Origin of the sequence: Gryllotalpicola ginsengisoli DSM 22003, from assembly GCF_000419445.1 — a bacterium.
In the GTDB taxonomy this organism is placed as follows: domain Bacteria; phylum Actinomycetota; class Actinomycetes; order Actinomycetales; family Microbacteriaceae; genus Gryllotalpicola; species Gryllotalpicola ginsengisoli.
The window spans coordinates 674569-694584 of the sequence record NZ_AULK01000001.1; the positions used below are offsets into that span (position 1 = coordinate 674569).

The window sequence follows — 20016 nt, forward strand, 5'->3', positions numbered from 1 at the left end:
CGCCTCAGCGGCTGCGGCGCCCGGCGAGCCCCGCGGCCAGCGCCGCCGTGGCCCCGGCGCCCGCGAGCAGGGCGGTGCGATGCCGCACCAGCCACTGCTGCACCGAGTCGCCCTTCGCCCTGTCGTCGAAGGACCCGTGGGCGCCGTGGTCGCCGGGCACCGGCTCGTACAGGTTCGGCGGCATGCTCTGCCGCCCCTTGTCGGGCGCCTGCTGCCCGCGGTACCCGGTGCGGGCGAGGTACTCGTCGAGCAGCCACGGGGAGACCCGGTTGCCGAGCACCGTGGCCACCGTGGAGAGGCCGACCCAGCTGCGCCGGCGCGGCCGGTCGGCGACGTCGGCGACGGCGCGCGCGCCCACCTCGGGCTGGAACACGGGCGGCACGGGTTGCGGATGCTCGGGCAGCGCGCTCTTCACCCAGTCGAACTGCGGCGTGTTGAGCGCCGGCATGTCGACCTGCGAGATGCGCACCGGGCTGCGCCGGTGCTCGAGCTCGGTGCGCACCGACTCGGTGAAGCCGGAGATCGCGTGCTTCGCGCCGCAGTACGCGGCCTGCAGCGGGATGCCGCGGTGCGCGAGCGCCGAGCCGACCTGGATTACGTGCCCGCGCCCGCGCGGCACCATGCGGGACAGCGCCGCCCGGGTGCCGTTCACGCAGCCGAGGTACACGACGCGGGTCACCCGCTCGTAGTCCTCGGGGGCGACGTCGAGGAACTCGGCGAACACGCCGGTCATGGCGTCGTTCACCCACAGCTCGATCGGCCCGAGCTCCGACTCGATGCGGTCCGCGGCCGCCTCCACCTGCGCAGACTCGGCCACATCCGCGGTCACGGCGAGCCCGCGCCGGCCGGTCGCCCGCACCTCCTCTGCGGCCGCCTCGACGCCGTCCGGGCCGCGCGCGATCACCGCGACATCCCAGCCGCGGGCCGCGAGCTCCCGCACGATGGCCCGGCCGAGCCCGGCCGAGCCTCCTGTCACCACGGCGACGCCTCGCCCGGTCATCCGCTCCTCCTCTCGGCGAGGAACGCGAGGCGGCGCAGCGTCTCGACCAGCCGCGGGGTGCCGGCCACGTCGCGCACCGGCCGGGGCACGAGGTGCCCGGGGCCCTCCTCGACGTCCTCGAACATGCGCACGACGCATCCGTCGCCGCGCGTGCGCGTCTCCAATACGACCTTCGCGCGCCCGACCGCGCCGCCGCGCGCCTGCAGCACGGCCCGGCGCGGCGGATCCCACTCGCGCATCACCGTGATGTCGTCGATCAGCACCGGCCACACGCCGAAGGAATGGTGCAGCCGCGCCCCCGGCTGCGGCCAGCCGGCGTCGACGGCGCGGATGCGCGAGGCGCCGACGACCCAGGCCGGGTACGACCAGCCATCGGCGAGCACCGCGAACACCCGCTCGGGGCTCGCGTGCACGAGTCGATGTGCGACGGCCATCAGGCTGCTCCTTCCGCCGGGGCGAGGTCGGGCACGGCCACGCCGCGCTGCTCGAGCGCGAGCCGGGCGGCGTGCCAGCCGCACTGGCCGTGCACACCCGGGCCCGGCACCGTCGAGGCCGAGCACAGGTAGACGCCCGGCAGCGGCGTGTGCCACGGCGAGGCCGACGGGCGCGGCCGCGACAGCAGCTGCCAGGCCGATGCGGCGCCGGCGCCGATGTCGCCGCCGACGTAGTTGGGGTTCTCCCGCTCCACGTCCTGCGCGGTGCGCGAGGAGACCGCGAGGATCGTGTCCCGGAAGCCGGGCGCGAACTGCTCGATGCGCTCCAGGACCGCCTCGGCGCGGTCCTCCCCGCTTCCGGCGGGCACGTGCGTGTACGCCCAGAGCACGTGGCCGCCGTCGGGCGCGCGCGTCGGGTCGGCGAGGGTGGGCTGGTTGACCAGCACGTACGGATGCCCGGGCTGCCGCCCCTCGGCGACGTCGGCCTCGCTGCCGGCGACCTCCTCGCGGGTGCCGCCGACGTGCACCGTCAGCGCCTCGCGCAGTTCGGGCGCGCTCCACGGCACGGGCTCGGAGAGGGCGAAGTCGACCTTGGCGACGCCACTGCCGTAGCTGAACCGGCGCAGCGCGCGCTGGTAGCGCTCCGGCAGCCGGCCGCGGGCGATCCTGAGGAACGCGGTCGGGGTGACGTCGAGCATGACGATGCCGGCGTTGCGCAGCAGCCCGAGGTCGCGCACCTCGACGCCGGTCTCGACGCGACCGCCGTGGGCGTGCAGGTCGGCGGCGAGTGCCTCGGCGATGGCGGCGCTGCCGCCGCGCGGGATGGGCCATCCGGCGGTGTGGGCGAGGGCGGCGAGCACCAGACCCGCCGCGGCGGAGCCCAGCCGGGGCATCCGTTGGATGGTGTGCGCGAAGACACCGGAGAGCAGGGCCGGCGCGTCCCGCTCGCGGAACGGGGCGTTCCACACGGGCGAGCCCTGCGCGAGGGTGCGCAGGCCCAGCGAGATGGCGGTGCCGATGTGCCGGGGCACGGGGATCATGGGGTCGCCGAAGGTCTCGGCGAGCGCGTCGCCCTGCTCGACCAGCGGGCCGAGCAGGCGCCGCCACGCCTCGGCGTCGGCGCCGAGTCCGTCGGCAGTGCGCTGCAGATCGCGGTAGGCCACGGCGGCGTGCCGCTCGTCGAGCGGCTGGGCATACGAGATCTCGGGCACGATCATCTCCACGCGCTTCTCGAGGCCGAAGCGGCGGAAGAACTCGGAGACGAGCGCCATCGGATGCACCGCCGAGCACACGTCGTGCCGGTAGCCGGGCAGGGTCAGCTCGCGCGTGGCGACGCCGCCGCCCAGGTGGTCGGCCCGCTCGAGCACGGTCACCCTGAGCCCTGCACGGGCCAGGGTGACCGCGGCGGCGAGCCCGTTCGGGCCCGAGCCGACGACGATCGCCTCGTCGTCGCTCATGCGGCGGGCATCGCGTGCGCCGCCATGCGGGCGGCCTGGTTCAACTCCTCGCTGGTGTGCATCTCCTGATCGAGGTTCTGCTTGAGCAGGTCGCACACCTGCGTGGCGCCCATCGCCTCGGCCGAGATGATCAGCGACTGGTAGGCCGCGATCTCGTAGTGCTCGTTCTCGAGCGCCGCCGAGAGGGTGACGCTGTCGACGAGGCTCTTGTCGGTCTTGGCGACGAGGGCGGCGCCCTCCTTCATCAGGCCCTTCGTCGTCGGCGACGGCGACTGGTCGGGCTCGACGCCGAGCAGCTGGAACGCCTGCTCGAGGTTGGCGATCTGCTGCTTCGTCTCGCCCTGGTGGTGGGCGAACAGGTTCCGCACCTCTTCGGACTGCGAGGCCATCTCCAGTTCGCGCAGCGCGTTCAGCGAGTCGTGCTCCATCGTCAGGGCGGTGCCGAGCTTGTACTCGAAGAGCTCCTGCGGCTTGTCGAAATGTTCGAACATCGGGTTGCCTCCTTGGACTGTTCGTGTTCGGTTGTGCGGGGTGGGTACCCGTGGTCGGGCAGTGCGACACGGGGGCGGCCAACTCGAATCAGCGGCCTGAATTGGCGGCCTGAATCGGCGGCCCGAATCGGGCGCCTGAATCGGCGGCGCCCGGTTCAGCGGGATCCCTCCTGCTCGATGTCGTCGGCGAGCGACTCGATCGCCTCCTCCCTGAGCTCGACGCCCTCGGCCTCGAGCCGCTCTTCGAGCACCTGCGCCGTGTCGCCGTCGAGCCGCCCGTGCTCGACGTCCTGCAGCACGTCTTCGGCGACGCGCTCGACGGTCTCCTCGGTCTGGTCCTCGGCGCCGTCGTCGGCGATGTCTCCTGCGAAGTCCGCCATGATCCGTCCTCCTCCCGTCGTTGCTCGTGATGCCCGGGAACCGGGCCCGGCGTGCGGCCGACGGGGTCGCATGCCGCGAGGGGACGGTGCCCGGGAGCGGATTCCCGATCACGGATGCCGGTCCTGCTGGCGTGCGCCTATGAGTGCGTGGCCGGGGGTGGCGCGTCGTCGCGTCGCGGCCTAGCCTGCGGAAGATGCGCGCCGCTTTCCCGATGCCGAGATCGCTGTGGCCGCACGAGATGGTCCTCACCGTCGACGACGACCGCGCCCTCGAAGAGCTCGTCTGGGTGCGCTACGCCCTCGACCTCGACCCGCACGACCTCGACCCGCGCGGCAGCGACGTGCCGCCGCCGATCTGGAACCCGCCGCCGCTGGCCCGCCGCGGCGTTCGGCCGGGCGACGACCGGGCCGAACTCGAGCAGCGCTGGGTGCGTGCCTGGGCGGACGCGTTGGCGGCTCGGCGTCGGCTGGAAGAAGCACTGGCGGCGCTCGACGCGCCGCGCTTCTCGGTCGGGCGGCAGGCCGCGGAGCGGGAGGTGCGGCGGAGGCACCGCATCCGTTCGTGGCCGCGTGACGTGGACCAGTTCGAGGCCTGGCGGGGGCCGTTCGAGACCTGGCGGCGCTCCTTGCACGCCTTCGTGCACGAACGCGATCCGGAGCGGGAGATCCTGCGCACGACGACCGCGGCGTGGCGGCGCGGGCTCGAGCGCATCATCGAGCTGCCGACGACGGGCGATTACACACGGATGCTGTCGCCGGCGGCCCTGCTCGTGACCCGCAGCACCCGCGCCGACCCCCTCGCCTACGCCGACGCCCTGGAGTCCTTCGGCCGGCCGTGAGCGCAGCGGTGCCCCGGCGCCCATTCGTCACGGTCGGACGGAACGCGGCGCGGTCTGGGCGGAAAGCGACCACTCGCCGTGGCGCAGCGGTGCCATTCGTCGCGTTCAGTCGCGTGCTCGGCCTGCACCGTCGAAAAGTGACGACTCGGAGCGAGCGGGTACCGGAGCGGACGTGAACAGCAGCCCGACCCCTCCGCCCCGCCCGACCACCCGCGTAGCCGTCGTCGGGCAGCTCGCCCGCGACCTCGTGCTCTGCGTCGGCGGCGTGCCCGAGGCAGGCGGCAGCACTCCCGTCGTCGAGCGCCGGGAGCTGTTCGGCGGCAAGGGCGCCAACCATGCGCTCGCGCTGCACCAGCTGGGCGCCGCGGTCGACCTCGTCGCCGTCGCCGGCGACGACCGCGACGGCGACTGGGTGCTCGAGCAGGCCGCCGACAGCGGCATCGGCACGGCGGCCGTCACCCGGCGCGGCACGACGGCACTGCTCGTCGACGTCGTCGAGCCGGGCGGCACCCGGCGCCTGCTCGAGCACGTTCCCGACGAGGCGCTGCTGACGGTCGCAGACGTGCGCGCCGCGCGCGACGAGCTGACGGATGCCGACACCGTCTGCCTGCAGCTGCAGCAGCCGCCCGACGCCCTGCTCGAGGCCGCCCGCATCGCCTCGGAGGCCGGCGCCCGGCTCGTGCTCGACGGCGCGGTGGAGGGCGCCGTGCGCGAGGAGCTGCTGCGCCGGGCCGAGGTGGTGCGCGCCGACGCGAAGGAGGCGCAGCTGCTCACCGGCATCCGTATCTCGAGCCGCGGCGACGCCGAACGCGCCGCGACCGCCCTGCTCGACGCGGGGCCGCGCCTGGTCGCGCTCGGGGTGCCGGGCGCCGGCGACCTGGTCGCCTGGCCGGGCGGAAGCGTGTTCCTGCCGTTCGGGGAGGAGAACCCGGTCGACCCGACCGGCGCCGGCGACGCCTTCCTCGCCGGACTCGTCACCGGGGTGCGCGACGGCCTCGGCCCCGAGCAGGCCGCACAGCTCGCCGCGCGCTCGGCGGCCGACACGGTCGCCCGGCTGGGCGGGCACCCCGAGCTCGCCGGCCTGCGCCCCGGCGCGGCGCGGTGAGCGGCGGCGCTGTTCGCGGGTACCTCACCGGCATGAGCGACGAGAACACCGAACCCGAAGAGACCGAGTACGAGACGGCCGCCGACCGGGTGGAGCCCGGCGAGAAGCCGCTCGACGAAGAAGCCCACGACTGGGACATCGACATCACGCAGGCCGAGGGTCCGATTCTCGAAGACGGCCCCGACCTCGACACCGGCGGCGGCTTCCGCCACCGCGGCCAGTGACGGATGCCCCATCCGGCGCCCGCCCGATCGCGGTCGGCGCGGGCACAGACGTCACGATCGGGCATGGTCCTGCCGCAAAACGGGTGCCCGATCGCACCGGTTGTGCCCTGCGCGCCGCAGCCGCCCGGCGCCCCGCAGCCGTCCCGGGCCCCGCAGCCGCCCGGCGCCCGGCAGCCGCCGCGCACACCGCGCCCGCCCGCCCGGGCCTATTCCGCGCTGAGCCGCCCGGTCAGGTGCCCGTGGAAGCGGCGGCTGAGCTCGTCGAGGCCGATGATCTCGACGTCGGCGCCGTGCTCCCGGTAGCGGGTCTCGACGGCGTCGAGCGCGGCGACGCTGGAGGCGTCCCACACCCGTGACGCGCTCAGGTCGACAGTGACCTGCGGCGGATCCTCGACGTACCGGAACTGGTCGGGCAGGTCGTTGCTGGAGGCGAAGAACAGCGGGCCGAGCACCCGGTAGTGCGCGCGCGATCCGTCGGGGGCGAGGGTGCGCTCCACGCTGACGACGCGGGCGACGCGGCGCGCGAAGAACACGACCGCGAGCAGCGTGCCCACCCCCACCCCGGTCGCGAGGTTGTTCGTGGCGACGACGACCCCGACGGTCGCCAGCATGACGAGGGTCTCCGGCAGCGGCATCCGTTTGAGCGTCGCGGGCTTCACGCTGTGCCAGTCGATCGTGCTCAGGGCCACCACGATCATCACCGCCGCCAGCGACGCCATCGGGATCAACGCCATCACGCGCGAGAGCCCGACCACGAGCAGCAGCAGGAACAGCCCGGCGACCACGGTCGACAGCCGGGTGCGAGCGCGGCCGATGCGCACGTTGACCACGGTCTGCCCGATCATGGCGCAGCCCGCGATGCCGCCGTAGAACCCGGCGAGGATGTTCGCGACCCCCAGCCCCCACGACTCGCGCGCCTTGTCGGAGCCGCTGTCGGTCAGCTCGTCGACGAGCTTCGCGGTCAGCAGCGTCTCGAGCAGGCCGACGAAGGCGGCCGCCAGCGCGGTCGGGGCGACGATGCGCAGCGTCTCGAGGTCGAGCGGCACGTGCAAGAGGCAAGAGGGTGAGGCCGGGCAGGCCTCCGCTCACGTCGCCCTCGTCGCCGACGTTCGGCACGTCGAGGCCCAGCAGCACCGTGACGAGGGTCACGACCGCGACCGCGACCAGCGGCGCCGGCACGGCCGCGGTCAGACGCGGCAGCAGCACGACGATCAGCACCGTCGCCGCCGCCAGCGGATACACCGCCCACGGCACCCCGATCAGGTGCTGCAGCTGGGCGGTGAAGATCAGCACCCCGAGCGCGTTGACGAAGCCGATCATCACCGAGCGCGGGATGTACCGCACCAGCCGCGCGAGCCCGGCGGCCCCGAATGCGATCTGGATCAGCCCGGCCAGCACCACCGTCGGCAGCACGTACTCGACGCCGTGCTCCTTCACCATCGGCCCGACGACCAGCGCGACCGAGCCGGCGGCCGCGGTCACCATGGCGGGCCGCCCGCCGAGGAACGACATCGACACCGCCAGCACGACCGAGGCGATCAGCGCCACGTCCGGCCCGACGCCCGAGATGATGGAGAACGAGATCACCTCGGGGATCAGCGCGAGCGTGGTGACCATGCCGGCGAGCACTTCGGTCGTGATGAACGACGGATGCCTGAGCAGAGCCCGCATCGGAACCTGGCCCCGCTCGTCGCGTTCCGCGTCGAGCGGCGAGGAGTGCAGTTTCGGCGGCATCCGTCAAGCGTATCGACGGCGCGGTGGCCGTCTGCAGACCGGGCGCGGGCCCTGCTACCGCTGTCGCGTGTGGTCGGGCGACTCCAGCCAGTCGTCGAAGGTGATCGTGCCGCGGGGCGCGTCCGCGGTTCCGCGTAGCACGCCCGAGCGGGCGGCGCGCCAGTAGCGGCCGGGCAGTGAGAGTTCGAGGATGCGGCGCCGGGCGAGCTTGCCCGCGTAATAGCCCGCGTCGACGCCGTCGATGCCCACGATCGACAGCGCGACGTGGTGGCCGACGCCCGCCTGCCGTTCCGCGTCGCTGAGCGCGCGCGTGACCGTCTCGAAGAACCGGATGGACGGCTTCGCCGCGAGCGTGAGCACGCTGGTCACGTCGATGACGGCGTCCGCCCCGGTCATCGCCTCGCGCAGCCCGGTGCCGGCCGTCAGGTCGTGGCCGCTGCGCCTCGAGAGCGTGACGACCTGGTGGCCTCGCGCGGCGGCCGCGGCCACGACGTGGCGGCCGACGGTTCCGGTGCCGCCGGCGATGACGAGCTTCATCGGATGCTTCCCCCTTCGGTCGCGGGCACGGGCCGTTGCGCGCGCAGTCGGCGGCGGCCGCAGGCCCTCGCGGGCACGGACGTCACGATCGGGCACGCCCCTGCCGCAGAAGCTACGCCCGATCGCACCGTTTGCGCCCGCCGACGCGGTCGCCCCGGGCACGAGAAAAGCCCGAGATCGCGAGGATCTCGGGCTTCGTGGTGCGCCCCCAGGGACTTGAACCCTGAACCCACTGATTAAGAGTCAGTTGCTCTGCCGATTGAGCTAGAGGCGCGTTTCGCGGGCTTCCCGATCGGGAACCGCACGAGCATCAACCTTAGCATTCGCGAAAGGCTGGCCAAAATCAGCGGCGCACTCATCGACCCCGCCACAGGCGGCCGTGTCTTCGTCGGCACGTCGGGCTGGCGGTACGCGAGGTGGCGCGGCGACTACTACCCCAAGGGCCTCCCCCAGCGCCTCGAACTCGAGCACCTCTCGCACCGCATGAACAGCGTCGAGATCAACGGCTCCTTCTACTCCCTGCAGCGCCCGACCAGCTACGAGCGCTGGCGGGATGCGACCCCGCGCGACTTCACCTTCGCGGTCAAGGGCGGCCGCTACCTCACCCACATGGTCGCCCCCGAGCAGACCGCCGACGGCCTGCAGCGCTTCTGGGATTCCGGCGTGCTGCTGCTCGGCGCCAAGCTCGGCCCGATCCTGTGGCAGCTGCCCGAACGGCGCGGCTTCGAGGCCGAGCGCTTCGAAGCGTTCTGCGCCGCGCTGCCGCACACGGTGCAGCACCGCCGCATCCGGCATGCGATCGAGCCGAGGCATCCGTCGTTCTCGGCGCCCGAAGCACGCGCGATCCTGCGCAGGCACCGCATCGCGCTGGTGACATCGGATGGCGCGGGCCGCTGGCCCCTCTTCGACGAACCCACCGCGGGCTTCGTCTACGTGCGCCTGCACGGGCCCGACGAGCTGTACCACGGCAGCTACTCGGGTCGCCCGATGCGGCGGTGGATCGACCGGGTGAGGCGCGCCGCGACCGCCGACGGGGCGGGGCGCACCCCGCGGGACGCGTACGTCTACTTCGACAACGACGCCGACGGCCGGGCGCCGTTCGACGCCGAGGAGTTCGCCGATAGCCTGACGGGGTGAGTGCCGACCTCGACTTCGCCCTGCGGCTCGCCGACGCCGCCGACGCCATCTCCTCCGCCCGCTTCCGCGCCAACGACCTGCGCATCGCGACGAAGGCCGACCGCTCGCACGTGACCGACGCCGACCAGGCCGTCGAGCGGGCGATCCGCGAGCTGATCGCCGCCGAGCACCCGCAGGACTCGATCTTCGGCGAGGAGTACGGCACCGAGGGCGAGAGCGACCGGCAGTGGATCGTCGACCCCATCGACGGCACCGCCAACTACCTGCGCGGCGTGCCGCTGTGGGGCACGCTGATCGCGCTCGCGGTGGGCGGCGAGGTGGTGGCCGGGGTCGCCTCGATGCCGGCGATCGGCCAGCGCTGGTGGGCCGCCCGCGGCGAGGGCGCGTGGGCGAGCGACGGCGGCGAGCCCCGCCGGCTGCACGTCTCGACCGTCGCGGCGCTGGAGGAGTCATCCGTCAGTTTTCAGTCCATCCAGCAGTGGGACCAGGCCGGGCGCCTCGACCGGCTCATCGAGGTGAGCCGCGCGGTGTGGCGCGACCGGGCGTACGGCGACCTGTGGCCGTACACGCTCGTCGCCGAGGGGTACCTCGACGCGGTGAGCGAGTTCGGGGTGAAGGCCTACGACATCGCCCCGCTCGTCGTGCTCGTCGAAGAGGCCGGCGGCCGGTTCACCTCCGCCGACGGGGAGGCCGGGCCGTGGCACGGCAGTTCGCTCGCGAGCAACGGCGCCCTGCACGAGGAGCTGCTGTCGCGCATCCGCGCCTGAATCCGGCTGGCCGTCGCGGATGTCGGTGGTGGGCGCTAGCTTTCGGCCATGACAGAACAGGCCGTCGTCGACTGGCTGCTCGACTCCGATCCCGTCCTGCGCTGGCAGGTCGAGCGCGACCTGGCACGCGCGCCCGATCCGGTGTGGGGCGCGACCCGCGCGCGGGTGGCGACCGAGGGGTTCGGGGCACGGCTGCTCGCCCTGCAGGATCCCGACGGCCAGTGGGCCGGCGGCTCGTACTTCCCCGCCGACTTCGACTTCCACGGCCCCGAGGCGCAGCCGGGCGCAGGCCAGCCGTGGACGGCGACCACCTGGTCGTTGAACGCGCTGCGGGAATGGGGGCTCGACGCCGCCGTGCTCGGAGACACCGCCGAGCGGCTCGCCGAGAACAGCCGGTGGGACTACGACGGCTCCCCTTACTGGGCCGGCGAGGTCGACTGCTGCATCAACGCCTTCACCCTCGCCAACGGCGCCTGGCTCGGCGCCGACGTCACCGGCCTCGCCGACTGGTTCCTCGAGCACCGCATGGCCGACGGCGGCTGGAACTGCGAGTGGGTCGACGGGTCGCAGGTGTCATCGTTCCACTCCACGCTCAACGCGCTGAAGGGGCTGCTCGCCTACGAGCAGCTGACGGGCGGCACGGATGCGCTGCGCGAGGCGCGCCTCGCCGGCGAGGAGTACCTCCTCGAGCGCCACCTCATCCGCCGCAAGAGCACCGGCGAGCCGGTGGCCGAGTGGGTGACCCAGTTCGCCTACCCGTTCCGCTGGCGCTACAACGTGCTCACCGCCGCCGACTACTTCCGTGCCGCGCGGCTGCACGACGGCGGAGCGCCCGACCCGCGCCTGGCCGACGCCATCGAGCTGATCCGGGCCCAGCGGCAGCCCGACGGCAGGTGGCTGCAGGGCCGGCCCCTCCCCGGCCGGGTCTGGTTCGACGTCGACGCTCCCGAGGGCGAGCCGTCGAAGTGGCTCACCTTCTACGCCTCCCGCGTGCTCGACTGGTGGGACGCGCAGGCGTGACCGCAACCGCGCGTAGCCGCTCAGCGGGAGCCGGTGCGGCCTGTCGGTTCCGGCTATCCGGAACCGCTCTGCGCCCCTGCCCCGGAACCGCTGTGCGCGCACCCCGCGCCGGCGGGCGCGATCTCGACATCGGCGCGCAACGCTGAACCGCCTCCCGATGCGACGATCGAGATGACCGTCTCCGGCCCTTCCGCGAAGTCGGGATAGTCGCCGGTCCACTTCCCGCTGATCGTCGACAGTTCGACGGCGCCCGAGGAGGTCAAGGAGCCGCTTCCGTCGAGCTGCAGCGCCCCGGGCTGCGCCTGCTGCAGCCAGGTCTGCAGCCGGGCCGGCGACTGGTCGTCGACCATCGCCCACTCGTGCTCGTCTACGAGGGGCGTGCACACCGGTTGCTCCGCCGGCCGGTCGAGCAGCGGATCCGGCGATCGGGTCACGACGCGCGCGCCGTCGGGAAGGACGATGGCGGCGAGCAGCTTCGCGGCGAGGGTCTGCGGCTCTGCCGAGGGGCCGGCGGACGGGCCATCCGATATCTCGATGTGATCGGGCGGCGGATCGCTCGCCGTCTGCCCGCACGCCGCGAGCGCCACGACCGCCGAAGCGGCAATGGCCGCCGCGCCGCCCCGGATGCGTCCCCCTCGCATGCTCGCAGGCTAGCGACGCGAGGTGCCGCCGCACAGCAACGGAGATCGATCGTGACACGCCGGTGACCTGCGTCCCGGCCGCGGCGTGCCGGGGAAGATCTCCGTTCCTGAGCACGCGCGCCCCGCACGCCCCGCGGCTCCCCGACCCCGCACGGAGGGTGGGTACCGTGGAAGGCATGAGTGCCACCACGACGGCCGGTTCGTCCGCGCACGACGAAGACCGGCACCTCAAGCAGAGACTCGGCTACTGGTCGCTGGTCGCCACCGGCATCGGCAGCGTCATCGGGTCGGGCTGGCTGTTCTCGGCGATGTACGCCGCGCAGTCGGCCGGCCCCGCCTCGCTGATCGCCTGGGTGATCGGCGGCGCGGTGATGCTCTCCGTGGCGCTGGTCTTCGCCGAGCTGGGCATGGTCCACCCCGAGTCCGGCGGGCTCGTGCGGTACCCGCTGTACTCCAACGGCCGCCTGGCGGCGAGCATCGTGGGCTGGAGCATGTGGGTCACCTACATCGCGAACCCGCCCACGGAGGCGGCCGGCGTGGTGCAGTACGCCAGCTCGTACATCCCCGGCCTGTACCGCGGCGACGAGCTGACCTTCCTCGGCATCGTGATCGCCGTGGCGCTGATGGCGGTGTTCGTCGTCGTCAACTGGTTCGGCGTGCAGCTGTTCGCGCGCAGCAACAACATCGTCACCGCGGTCAAGGTGTGCATCCCGACCCTGTGCGTCGTGATGCTCGTGATCAGCGGATTCACCCACTCCGGCGGCGCCGGCGGCCCCGGCAACTTCGAGGCCGGCGGCGGCTTCGCCCCCTACGGCATCGGTGCGGCGCTCGGCACCATCGCCACGGCCGGCATGGTGTTCGCCTACACGGGATTCCGCAACATCGTCGAGCTGTCGGGCGAGGTGCGCAATCCGCGCCGCACCATCCCGGCATCCCTCGTCACCACGATCCTCGCCGCGATCGTGCTCTACCTGCTGCTGCAGACCGCGTTCATCTTCGCGGTGCCGCAGCACCTGCTCGGCAAGGGCTGGAGCGGCATCGACCTCGACTCGCCGTTCGCCCAGCTCGCGATGCTCGTCGGCATGACCTGGCTGTACTGGGTGCTCATCGCCGACTCGATGGTCTCCCCCTCGGGCTCGGGCATCGTGTTCACCGCGTCGAACGCGCGCAACATGTTCGGCCTGGCCAAGAACCGGTTCTTCCCCGCCTGGTTCGCGAAGGTCGATGAGCGCTCGGGCGTGCCACGCCGCGCGCTGGCGACGAACTTCCTCGTCGGCATCCTCTTCCTGCTCCCGCTGCCCAGCTGGCACGCCATCATCGGCGTCACGGGAACGCTGATCGCCTTCACCTTCTCCATCGGCTCGGTCTCGCTGGTCGCCTTCCGCCGCGCCGGCGTCTCGGCCGCGGCCGACCGGCTGCCGGGCATGAGTGTGATCGCGCCGTTCGCGTTCATCGTCAGCGCCCTGGTCATCTACTGGGTGCCGTGGGACGAGCTGGTGCTCACCATCCCGATCGTCGCCGTCGGGCTGGTCTGGTACGCGGTCACCTTCGCGGTGCAGCGGCACGGGGCCGGGGAGCTCACCGGCGGCATCTGGCTCGTCGTCTACCTCGCCGTGCTGTACGCCATGTCGGCGATCGGCGACTTCGGCGGCGCCGGGGTCATCACCTCCCCGTGGGACTCGATCATCGTCGCCGTGATCGCGGCCGCCCTCTACGTCTGGGGCACCCAGTCGGGCGTCGCGTACCTGCGCCGCAACCCCGCCGTGATCGAGGACATGCGTGAGCAGCGCCGCGCCCGCGGCCACGAGACGGCCCCGACGGATGCCTCGGGCCCCGGCGCTACGCCCTCACCCGTCGACTGAGCGCGCCGTTGAGCAGCGCCAGCAGCAGCCCGACGACGAAGATGATCGTGCCCATGCACAGCACCTGCGGCGGCAGCCCGGTCTTCACCCCGTAGACGAACAGGGGGAACGTCGTGGCGCTGCCGGCGACGAACGAGGTGATCACGTAGTCGTCGATCGACATCGCGAGCGCCAGCATGAACGACGCCACGATGCCGGGCGTGAGGATCGGCAGCGTCACGCGGAAGAACGCGGACAGCGGGCTCGCGCCGAGGTCGGCGGCGGCCTCCTCCAGCGCGGTGCCGTTGCCCGACAGCCGGGCTCGCAGCGTGATCACCGCGTAGGCGACGTTGAAGGTGATGTGCACGAGCAGGATCGTGAGCACCCCGGTGTGCAGCCCGATGGAGAGGAAGAACGACAGCGCCGAGGCGCCCACCACGATCGACGGCGCGGCGATGTCGACGAACACAACGCCCGACAGCAGCGTGCGCCCGAGGAAGCGGTACCGCTCCAGCGCGAGCGCCAGCGGCACGGCGATGATCACCGAGATGACGCCCGAGAGCACGGCGATCACGATGGAGAGCAGGAAGGCCTGCCACAGCCCCGACAGGTCGGTCAGGTGGGCGTAGTAGCTCAGGGTGAACCCGTGCCACACGTAGCTCATGCGGTGGTTGGGGGCGACGTTGAAGCTGTAGACCACCATGGCGAGGATCGGCACGAGCATGATCCCGACGACCACCCAGTAGATGATCGGCAGCAGGGGCCGCCGGCGGGCCCGCAGCCCGGCGGGCCGCACCCGCTCCGGGTCGACGCCCGCCTCGGCGAGCGCGAGCGACGAGGTCGCGGTCGTCATACGAGGTCCTCGATGTTGTCGGTGCCGAACACGCGGGCGTAGGCGAACAGGATGATGCCGAGCGCGACCATGAGGATCGTCGACAGCGCGGCGGCCACGTTGTACTGCTGATTGGTCAGGTACGCGGTCTGGATGGCCTGCCCGATCACGGTCGTGCCGGTGCCGCCCATGATCTGCGAGTTCACCGGGTCGCCGGCGCAGTCGATGAAGACCAGCAGGATGCCCGAGAAGATGCCCGCCCGGGACAGCGGCAGGGTGACGCGCAGGAACACGCTGCGCCGGTGGCCGTACAGGTCGCGGGCCGCCTCGTGCAGACTCGGGTCGATGCGCTCGAGCGCCACGTAGATCGGCAGCACCATGAACGCCAGGTCGTTGTAGGTCATCGTGCCGATCACCGCGGCCGAGGTGCCGAGGATGTGGAAGTCGGCCGGCACGAACGGCAGCGCGTGCAGCGCCGAGATCACCGGCCCGTCGTTGCCGAGCAGGAACTTCCACATGTTGATGCGCAGCACGAACGAGACCAGGAACGAGATCATCACGAGCGACAGCAGCGGCGTCTTCCACCGCTGCGAGACGCGGAACGCGATGAAGTACGCCATCGGGTAGCCGATCACGATGGTCAGCACCGTCGCGGTGGCGCCGTAGAACAGCGCCCGCCCGAGGAAGAGCAGGTACGGCACGTTCCCGCCGGCGATCACGTCGCGGTAGATCGCCCAGTTCCAGGTCAGGGCGTAGCCCTGCTCCGGGTTGCCGGTCATCAGCGAGACGAGCAGCCCGGAGATGAGCGGCACCAGGAACAGCACGACGAGCCACGCCGCGCCGACGAACGCGAGCAGGTACGGCGCGGCGCGGCGCGAGGCCGACGCGCCGCCCCGGCCCGCGACGGGGATGGCTGAGGTGTCGACGGTCGTCATGGGCGAGCGGATGCTACGACTGCACGATCGGGTTGAACGTCGAGTTCCACGTCTGGTAGTCGTCGTAGTCCTTGTAGACGTAGAACTCGTGCGAGTCGGCCAGGTCGCTGGTGGAGGGGAACACGAGCGGGCTGTTCGCCACAGCGGGGTCGTCGAGCGTCTTCAGGATGTACTCCTTCGCCGCCGGCACGGGGCACACGTAGTTGACGTAGTCCTCGATCACCCCGGCCACCGCGGGCTGGTAGTAGTAGTCCATCCAGGTGAGGGCGTCGAGCGGATGCTCCGCCGTGATGGGGATCAGCATGTTGTCGTGCCACATCATCTGCCCCTCCTTCGGCGTCACGTACTTGATCTCCTCGTGACCGCCGGCCTGGACCTGGTAGATGTCGCCCGACCAGGCCTGGCTGATCCAGATGTCGCCGTTCTGCAGGGCATCCGTGTAGCCCTGGTCGTAGAACTTGACCACGCCCGGCTGCACCTTCTTCAGCCACGCGGCCGCCTTCTTCCAGTCGGCGTGCGTGGACTGGGTCGGCTCGACGCCCAGGGCGAGGAGGGCGGCGCTGCCGAGCTCGGTGGTGTCGCTGAACATGCCGATGTGCCCGGCGAACTTCGGGTCCAGCAGGTCCTCGAAGCTCGTGATCGGGCCGCCGGTGAGCTTCTCGTTGTAGGCGAGCCCGGTGAAGCCGGTCTGCCACACCATCGAATGCGCGGCGCCGGGGTCGTACGACGGCGAGAGCACCGTGCGGTCGGCGTTCGCCTTGAAGTTGGGGATCTTCGACTGGTCGAGCTGGGCCACCCAGCCGTTGTCGATCAGCTCCGTGAGCTCCCAGCCGTTGGTCATGACGATCAGGTCGTAGCCGATCGACTGCCCGTTCTTCAGCAGCGGCGAGATCTTGGCGTAGAACGAGTCGTTGGCCTGGATGACCTCCTTGTAGTTGACCTTGATGCCGGTCTTCTTGGTGAAGGCGGCCAGCGACGCGCTGTTCCCGTTGTCGTCCTGGTCGATGTAGAGCGGCCAGTTGGCGAAGTCGAGCACCCCGGCCTTCTTCTGCTTGGCCCACCACGAGGTCCAGTCGATCTGCTTGCTTCCGCTGCTGCTGCTCGAGCTCGTGCCCTGGATGCCGCAGGCGGCCAGCAGTGCGCTCACGGCGGCGGCCCCGCCCACGGCGCCCGCGCCGCGCAGCACCGAGCGGCGGGACATCCGCGTCTGGGTGAGTCCGCGCAGCAGTGCGGGACTCGGGCGTTCGGTGCCGGTCATGCGGCCTCCTCGTGGTCGGGTGCGGCGGTCTCGGCCGGCACGGCGTCGCCGGGCGCGGGCGGCAGGAAGAAGCACTGGGAGGCGCGCCACGAGACGTCCACCTCGTCGCCGGGGCGCAGCATCGTGTCGGCTCCGGCGTTCTGCCGGTATGCCTGAAGCCGGCCGCCCCACGGCGTGGTCAGCTGCGCCTCGGTGCTCGCGCCGAGGTAGGTGACCTCGGTGACCGTGGCGGTGGTGCGGTTGGGGCCGGCGCCCGCGGTTCCGGCGGGGGCGAGGTCGAGCTTCTCGGGGCGGATGCCGACCTTCCAGCCCGCCCCGGTCGGGGCCGGCTGCCCGTCGGCCTCCACGAGATTGCCGTCGGGCAGGCGCGCGCCCGAGGCATCCGTCGTCACCGGGATGATGTTGCAGGTGCCGAGGAACTCGGCGACGAACTGCGTGGCCGGGCGGTCGTAGACGCGCTGCGGGGTGCCCAGGTCTTCGATGAGGCCGGCGTTCATGACGGCGAGCCGGTCGGACATCGACATCGCCTCGGACTGGTCGTGGGTGACGTAGAGGAAGGTGATGCCGACCTCGCGCTGGATGCGCTTGAGCTCGAGCTGCATGCTCTTGCGGATCTTCGCGTCGAGCGCCCCCATCGGCTCGTCGAGCAGCAGCACCTTGGGGTGGTTCACGAGGGCGCGGGCCAGGGCGACGCGCTGCTGCTGACCGCCCGAGAGCTGCGCGGGCCGGCGGCGGCCGTAGCCGGAGAGCCCGACCAGCTCGAGGTACTCCTCGCTGCGGCGCACGGCCTCCGCCTTCGCCACGCCCGAGCGGCGCAGCCCGAAGGTGACGTTCTCGAGCACGGTCAGGTGCGGGAACAGGGCGTAGGACTGGAACACGGTGTTCACGTCGCGCTTGTGCGGCGGCAGGGCGGTCACGTCGACGCCGGCGAGACGGATGCGCCCGGTCGTCGGCAGCTCGAAACCGCCGACCATCCGCAGCGTGGTGGTCTTGCCGCACCCCGACGGGCCGAGCAGGGCGAAGAACTCGCCCTGGGCCAGCTCGAGGTCGAGGTTCGCGACGGCGACGGCGTCTCCGAAGCGGCGGCTGACCCCCGTGAGCGTGATGGCGGCGCCGGGGCCCTCGGGGCGGCCGTGAGGCTGCGTTGTCGTCATGGTGACGGCATCCTAATCATGCGTTTGTTTCGGTCTCAATACACCGGAATGAAGTTGACAACGGATTCGTGAGTCAGAAGCCTACGAAGATGCGGATTCCATCGTCCCCGGCCACTTCGACCATCTGGGAGCGCAGCCCGGCGGACCCGGCCGCGGTGGAGCACGCGCTCGCGGCATCCGTGCACCGCGTGTTCTGGCTCGACGACGCCGGCGACGCGCCCGCCCACCCCGCGCTCACCGCCGACACGCGCGCCGACCTCGCCGTCGTGGGCGGCGGATACCTCGGCCTGTGGTCGGCGATGCAGGCGAAGCAGCGCGACCCCGGTGCCCGCGTCGTGCTGCTCGAGGCCAAGCGGGTCGGCTGGGCGGCGTCGGGCCGCAACGGCGGCTTCGTGGAGGCGAGCCTCACCCATGGCGACGCGAACGGGGAGGCCCGATGGCCGGACGAGATGGACACCCTGCGGCGGCTCGGCGACGAGAACCTCGACGAGATCGAACGGCAGGTGGCCCGGCTCGGCCTCGACTGCGGATTCGAGCGCACGGGGTCGATCGACGTGGCGGTCGAGGAGCACGAGAAGGAATGGCTGGAGCCGCAGCTTCCGGGCTATCTCGAGGCCGACCAGGTGCGCGCCCTCGTCGACTCGCCCACCTATCTGGCCGGCCGCTGGCACCGGGACTCGACGGCCCTGGTGCAGCCCGCCAAGCTCGCGAAGGAGCTCGCCCGCGCCGCCGCCGAACTGGGCGTGGAGGTCTTCGAGGGCTCACCGGTCACCGCGCTCAGCGCCGAGAGGCGCACCGGGCCCGTCGCGCTGGCGACGCCGGGCGGGCGGGTGACGGCCCGGCGGGTCGTGCTCGCGACCAACGCGTTCCCTTCGCTGCTCGCCCGCTACCGCCTGCACACCGTGCCGGTCTACGACTACGTGCTGATGACCGAGCCGCTCAGCGCCGAGCAGAAGCGCAGCATCGGGTGGGAGGGCCGGCAGGGCGTGGCGGACCTCGCGAACCAGTTCCACTACTACCGGCTCACCGCCGACGACCGCATCCTGTTCGGCGGCTACGACGCGATCTACCACTACGGCCGCCGGGTGCGGGCCGCGTACGAGGAGCGGCCCGAGACGTTCCGCAAGCTCGCCTCGCACTTCCTCACCACCTTCCCGCAGCTCGAGGGCATCCGGTTCAGCCACCGCTGGGCCGGCGCGATCGACACCTCGAGCAGGTTCTGCGCCTTCTTCGGCCTGGACCTCGGCGGCCGCGTCGCGACGGCGGCGGGCTTCACCGGGCTCGGCGTCGGCGCCACGCACTTCGCCGCCCAGGTGCTGCTCGACCGGCTCGCCGGCCTCGCCACCGAGCGCACCGAGCTCGAGATGGTGCGGCGCATGCCGCTGCCGTTCCCGCCCGAGCCGTTCGCGTTCGCCGGCGTGCAGGCCACGCGTCGGGCGATGGACCGCGCCGACCACCGCGGCGGCCGCCGCGGCATGCTCCTGCGCGCCCTCGACGCAGTGGGAATGGGCTTCGACAGCTGACGGCGGTGCGGAGCGCCGCAGCGTGTTCTACGCTGTAGCACATGACGGAAGTCGGCATCCGTGCTCTGAAGCAGAACGCGTCCGCGGTGATCGCGGACGTGGCCCAAGGCCAGACCGTGACGATCACCGACCGGGGGCGCCCGGTCGCGCGCCTGAGCCCGCTGCCCTCGTCGCCGCTCGACGACCTTGCCGCCGCGGGCCGCATCCGCCGCGGCCGGGGCCGGGTGGCCGATCTTCCCGCTCCTGAGCCGGGGGCCCCGCTCTCCCCCGAGCTGAGCGAGCTGCGCGACGGGGAACGCTACTGACGGTGGTGCACTATCTCGACACCTCGGCGCTCGTGAAGTTCGTAATCGACGAGCCCGGCTCCGCCGCACTCCGCGAGTGGGCGGCGCGGTCCGACGTGTCGCTGATCTCGAGCGATCTCGCCCGAACGGAACTGCTCCGGGCCGTCCGCCGCGTGCACCCCGACCGCGCCGCCCTCGCGCACACCGTGCTCGAGCGCATCGACCTGCTGCACCTGACGGCGGCGGACTTCGACGCCGCCGGGCGCATCGGCCCCGACGAGCTGCGATTCCCCGACGCCCTGCACCTCGTCGCAGCCCTCGCCCTCGGCGACGACCTCGAGACGATGGTCGTCTACGACGAGCGCCTGGCATCCGCCGCGCAACTGAACGGCGTCACGGTCAGCGCGCCCGGGTTAGCGTGAG

21 protein-coding genes, 1 tRNA gene and 1 pseudogene are annotated in these 20016 nt (G+C 72.2%); 10 read left to right on the top strand and 13 right to left on the bottom strand.

The features are described from left to right. Window positions 1–4 precede the first annotated feature (4 nt). From H563_RS0103290 to H563_RS0103310, 5 genes are all read right to left on the bottom strand, one after another. Entirely contained in the window at window positions 5–1000 is a 996-nt protein-coding gene (locus H563_RS0103290) for an SDR family oxidoreductase (protein ID WP_022881189.1), read from the bottom strand. After that, a complete protein-coding gene (locus H563_RS0103295) occupies window positions 997–1434 on the bottom strand; it encodes an SRPBCC family protein (RefSeq protein ID WP_022881190.1) in 438 nt (145 codons plus the stop codon). The genes H563_RS0103290 and H563_RS0103295 overlap by 4 nt, the downstream gene beginning before the upstream one ends. After that, window positions 1434–2891: a phytoene desaturase family protein gene (locus H563_RS0103300; RefSeq protein ID WP_022881191.1), complete on the bottom strand. Its 1458-nt coding sequence runs from the start codon at window positions 2889–2891 to the stop codon at window positions 1434–1436. The genes H563_RS0103295 and H563_RS0103300 overlap by 1 nt, the downstream gene beginning before the upstream one ends. Continuing rightward, window positions 2888–3382 carry a ferritin-like domain-containing protein gene (locus tag H563_RS14735; RefSeq protein ID WP_022881192.1) on the bottom strand — a complete coding sequence of 165 codons (495 nt, stop codon included), beginning with the start codon at window positions 3380–3382 and terminating at the stop codon, window positions 2888–2890. Before H563_RS14735 ends, H563_RS0103300 begins: the two co-directional genes overlap by 4 nt. A gap of 155 nt (window positions 3383–3537) precedes the next feature. Further along, a complete protein-coding gene (locus H563_RS0103310) occupies window positions 3538–3762 on the bottom strand; it encodes a hypothetical protein (RefSeq protein WP_022881193.1) in 225 nt (74 codons plus the stop codon). A gap of 194 nt (window positions 3763–3956) precedes the next feature. Between H563_RS0103310 and H563_RS0103315 the strand changes: the two genes are divergently transcribed. The 3 genes from H563_RS0103315 (at window position 3957) to H563_RS0103325 (ending at window position 5930) form a co-directional block, all read left to right on the top strand. Then, entirely contained in the window at window positions 3957–4601 is a 645-nt protein-coding gene (locus H563_RS0103315; RefSeq protein WP_155864978.1) for a hypothetical protein, read from the top strand. A gap of 172 nt (window positions 4602–4773) precedes the next feature. Beyond that, window positions 4774–5706 (top strand): PfkB family carbohydrate kinase, encoded by a 933-nt coding sequence (locus H563_RS14740; protein WP_022881195.1) that lies wholly within the window; start codon window positions 4774–4776, stop codon window positions 5704–5706. A 32-nt stretch (window positions 5707–5738) separates the two neighbouring features. After that, window positions 5739–5930 (top strand): hypothetical protein, encoded by a 192-nt coding sequence (locus tag H563_RS0103325; protein ID WP_155864980.1) that lies wholly within the window; start codon window positions 5739–5741, stop codon window positions 5928–5930. Window positions 5931–6136: 206 nt separating this feature from the next. On the opposite strand, the pseudogene H563_RS18440 reads toward H563_RS0103325, so the two are convergent. From H563_RS18440 to H563_RS0103340, 3 genes and pseudogenes are all read right to left on the bottom strand, one after another. After that, a pseudogene (locus H563_RS18440) lies at window positions 6137–7601 on the bottom strand (SulP family inorganic anion transporter). A 117-nt stretch (window positions 7602–7718) separates the two neighbouring features. Beyond that, the gene (locus H563_RS14750) at window positions 7719–8201 is read right to left on the bottom strand and encodes an NAD-dependent epimerase/dehydratase family protein (RefSeq protein WP_051142595.1); all 483 of its coding nucleotides are present in this window, start codon (window positions 8199–8201) and stop codon (window positions 7719–7721) included. Between the two features lie 198 nt (window positions 8202–8399). Continuing rightward, window positions 8400–8475: transfer RNA gene (locus H563_RS0103340), tRNA-Lys, on the bottom strand. An 83-nt stretch (window positions 8476–8558) separates the two neighbouring features. Here H563_RS0103340 and H563_RS0103345 point away from each other — a divergent pair. The 3 genes from H563_RS0103345 to H563_RS0103355 are packed head-to-tail and all read left to right on the top strand — an operon-like array spanning window position 8559 to window position 11125. Beyond that, window positions 8559–9338: a DUF72 domain-containing protein gene (locus H563_RS0103345; RefSeq protein WP_027479048.1), complete on the top strand. Its 780-nt coding sequence runs from the start codon at window positions 8559–8561 to the stop codon at window positions 9336–9338. After that, window positions 9335–10105 (top strand): inositol monophosphatase family protein, encoded by a 771-nt coding sequence (locus H563_RS0103350; protein ID WP_022881197.1) that lies wholly within the window; start codon window positions 9335–9337, stop codon window positions 10103–10105. Before H563_RS0103345 ends, H563_RS0103350 begins: the two co-directional genes overlap by 4 nt. 48 nt (window positions 10106–10153) lie before the next feature. Then, window positions 10154–11125, top strand: a complete 972-nt coding sequence (locus H563_RS0103355) for a hypothetical protein (protein WP_022881198.1) — start codon at window positions 10154–10156, stop codon at window positions 11123–11125. Between the two features lie 53 nt (window positions 11126–11178). On the opposite strand, the gene H563_RS0103360 is transcribed toward H563_RS0103355, so the two are convergent. Beyond that, on the bottom strand, window positions 11179–11766 hold the full coding sequence (locus H563_RS0103360; protein ID WP_155864982.1) for a hypothetical protein: 588 nt from the start codon (window positions 11764–11766) through the stop codon (window positions 11179–11181). A gap of 176 nt (window positions 11767–11942) precedes the next feature. Here H563_RS0103360 and H563_RS14760 point away from each other — a divergent pair, with 176 nt between their 5' ends. Continuing rightward, window positions 11943–13628: an APC family permease gene (locus H563_RS14760; protein ID WP_022881200.1), complete on the top strand. Its 1686-nt coding sequence runs from the start codon at window positions 11943–11945 to the stop codon at window positions 13626–13628. Here H563_RS14760 and H563_RS0103370 read toward each other — a convergent pair. From H563_RS0103370 to H563_RS14765, 4 genes are read right to left on the bottom strand one after another with little or no spacing between them, the layout of a single operon-like run. After that, the gene (locus H563_RS0103370) at window positions 13606–14460 is read right to left on the bottom strand and encodes an ABC transporter permease (protein WP_022881201.1); all 855 of its coding nucleotides are present in this window, start codon (window positions 14458–14460) and stop codon (window positions 13606–13608) included. The two genes, H563_RS14760 and H563_RS0103370, sit on opposite strands and share 23 nt — an antisense overlap. Next, window positions 14457–15374 (bottom strand): ABC transporter permease, encoded by a 918-nt coding sequence (locus tag H563_RS0103375; protein ID WP_022881202.1) that lies wholly within the window; start codon window positions 15372–15374, stop codon window positions 14457–14459. The genes H563_RS0103370 and H563_RS0103375 overlap by 4 nt, the downstream gene beginning before the upstream one ends. A gap of 13 nt (window positions 15375–15387) precedes the next feature. Further along, window positions 15388–16632: a polyamine ABC transporter substrate-binding protein gene (locus H563_RS0103380; protein ID WP_022881203.1), complete on the bottom strand. Its 1245-nt coding sequence runs from the start codon at window positions 16630–16632 to the stop codon at window positions 15388–15390. Beyond that, entirely contained in the window at window positions 16629–17786 is a 1158-nt protein-coding gene (locus H563_RS14765; RefSeq protein WP_022881204.1) for an ABC transporter ATP-binding protein, read from the bottom strand. Before H563_RS14765 ends, H563_RS0103380 begins: the two co-directional genes overlap by 4 nt. Window positions 17787–17875: 89 nt before the next feature. On the opposite strand from H563_RS14765, the gene H563_RS0103390 reads away from it, so the two are divergent. The 3 genes from H563_RS0103390 to H563_RS0103400 are packed head-to-tail and all read left to right on the top strand — an operon-like array spanning window position 17876 to window position 20015. Then, complete coding sequence (locus tag H563_RS0103390) at window positions 17876–19309, top strand: NAD(P)/FAD-dependent oxidoreductase (protein WP_022881205.1); 1434 nt, start codon at window positions 17876–17878, stop codon at window positions 19307–19309. Window positions 19310–19350: 41 nt separating this feature from the next. Continuing rightward, window positions 19351–19614, top strand: coding sequence for a type II toxin-antitoxin system Phd/YefM family antitoxin (locus tag H563_RS0103395; protein WP_022881206.1), 264 nt, complete (start codon window positions 19351–19353; stop codon window positions 19612–19614). A 2-nt stretch (window positions 19615–19616) separates the two neighbouring features. Beyond that, the gene (locus H563_RS0103400) at window positions 19617–20015 is read left to right on the top strand and encodes a type II toxin-antitoxin system VapC family toxin (RefSeq protein ID WP_022881207.1); all 399 of its coding nucleotides are present in this window, start codon (window positions 19617–19619) and stop codon (window positions 20013–20015) included. Window position 20016: the final 1 nt, after the last annotated feature.

Coding starts and splice junctions, on each gene's coding strand:
- H563_RS14765 (WP_022881204.1), bottom strand. CDS start 17,786: ATGACGACAACGCAGCCTCACGGCCGCCCCGAGGGCCCCGGCGCCGCC.
- H563_RS0103375 (WP_022881202.1), bottom strand. CDS start 15,374: ATGACGACCGTCGACACCTCAGCCATCCCCGTCGCGGGCCGGGGCGGC.
- H563_RS14760 (WP_022881200.1), top strand. CDS start 11,943: ATGAGTGCCACCACGACGGCCGGTTCGTCCGCGCACGACGAAGACCGG.
- H563_RS0103310 (WP_022881193.1), bottom strand. CDS start 3,762: ATGGCGGACTTCGCAGGAGACATCGCCGACGACGGCGCCGAGGACCAG.
- H563_RS0103360 (WP_155864982.1), bottom strand. CDS start 11,766: ATGCGAGGGGGACGCATCCGGGGCGGCGCGGCGGCCATTGCCGCTTCG.
- H563_RS0103370 (WP_022881201.1), bottom strand. CDS start 14,460: ATGACGACCGCGACCTCGTCGCTCGCGCTCGCCGAGGCGGGCGTCGAC.
- H563_RS0103300 (WP_022881191.1), bottom strand. CDS start 2,891: ATGAGCGACGACGAGGCGATCGTCGTCGGCTCGGGCCCGAACGGGCTC.
- H563_RS0103355 (WP_022881198.1), top strand. CDS start 10,154: ATGACAGAACAGGCCGTCGTCGACTGGCTGCTCGACTCCGATCCCGTC.
- H563_RS0103390 (WP_022881205.1), top strand. CDS start 17,876: ATGCGGATTCCATCGTCCCCGGCCACTTCGACCATCTGGGAGCGCAGC.
- H563_RS0103395 (WP_022881206.1), top strand. CDS start 19,351: ATGACGGAAGTCGGCATCCGTGCTCTGAAGCAGAACGCGTCCGCGGTG.
- H563_RS0103295 (WP_022881190.1), bottom strand. CDS start 1,434: ATGGCCGTCGCACATCGACTCGTGCACGCGAGCCCCGAGCGGGTGTTC.
- H563_RS0103290 (WP_022881189.1), bottom strand. CDS start 1,000: ATGACCGGGCGAGGCGTCGCCGTGGTGACAGGAGGCTCGGCCGGGCTC.
- H563_RS0103325 (WP_155864980.1), top strand. CDS start 5,739: ATGAGCGACGAGAACACCGAACCCGAAGAGACCGAGTACGAGACGGCC.
- H563_RS0103380 (WP_022881203.1), bottom strand. CDS start 16,632: ATGACCGGCACCGAACGCCCGAGTCCCGCACTGCTGCGCGGACTCACC.
- H563_RS0103315 (WP_155864978.1), top strand. CDS start 3,957: ATGCGCGCCGCTTTCCCGATGCCGAGATCGCTGTGGCCGCACGAGATG.
- H563_RS14735 (WP_022881192.1), bottom strand. CDS start 3,382: ATGTTCGAACATTTCGACAAGCCGCAGGAGCTCTTCGAGTACAAGCTC.
- H563_RS14750 (WP_051142595.1), bottom strand. CDS start 8,201: ATGAAGCTCGTCATCGCCGGCGGCACCGGAACCGTCGGCCGCCACGTC.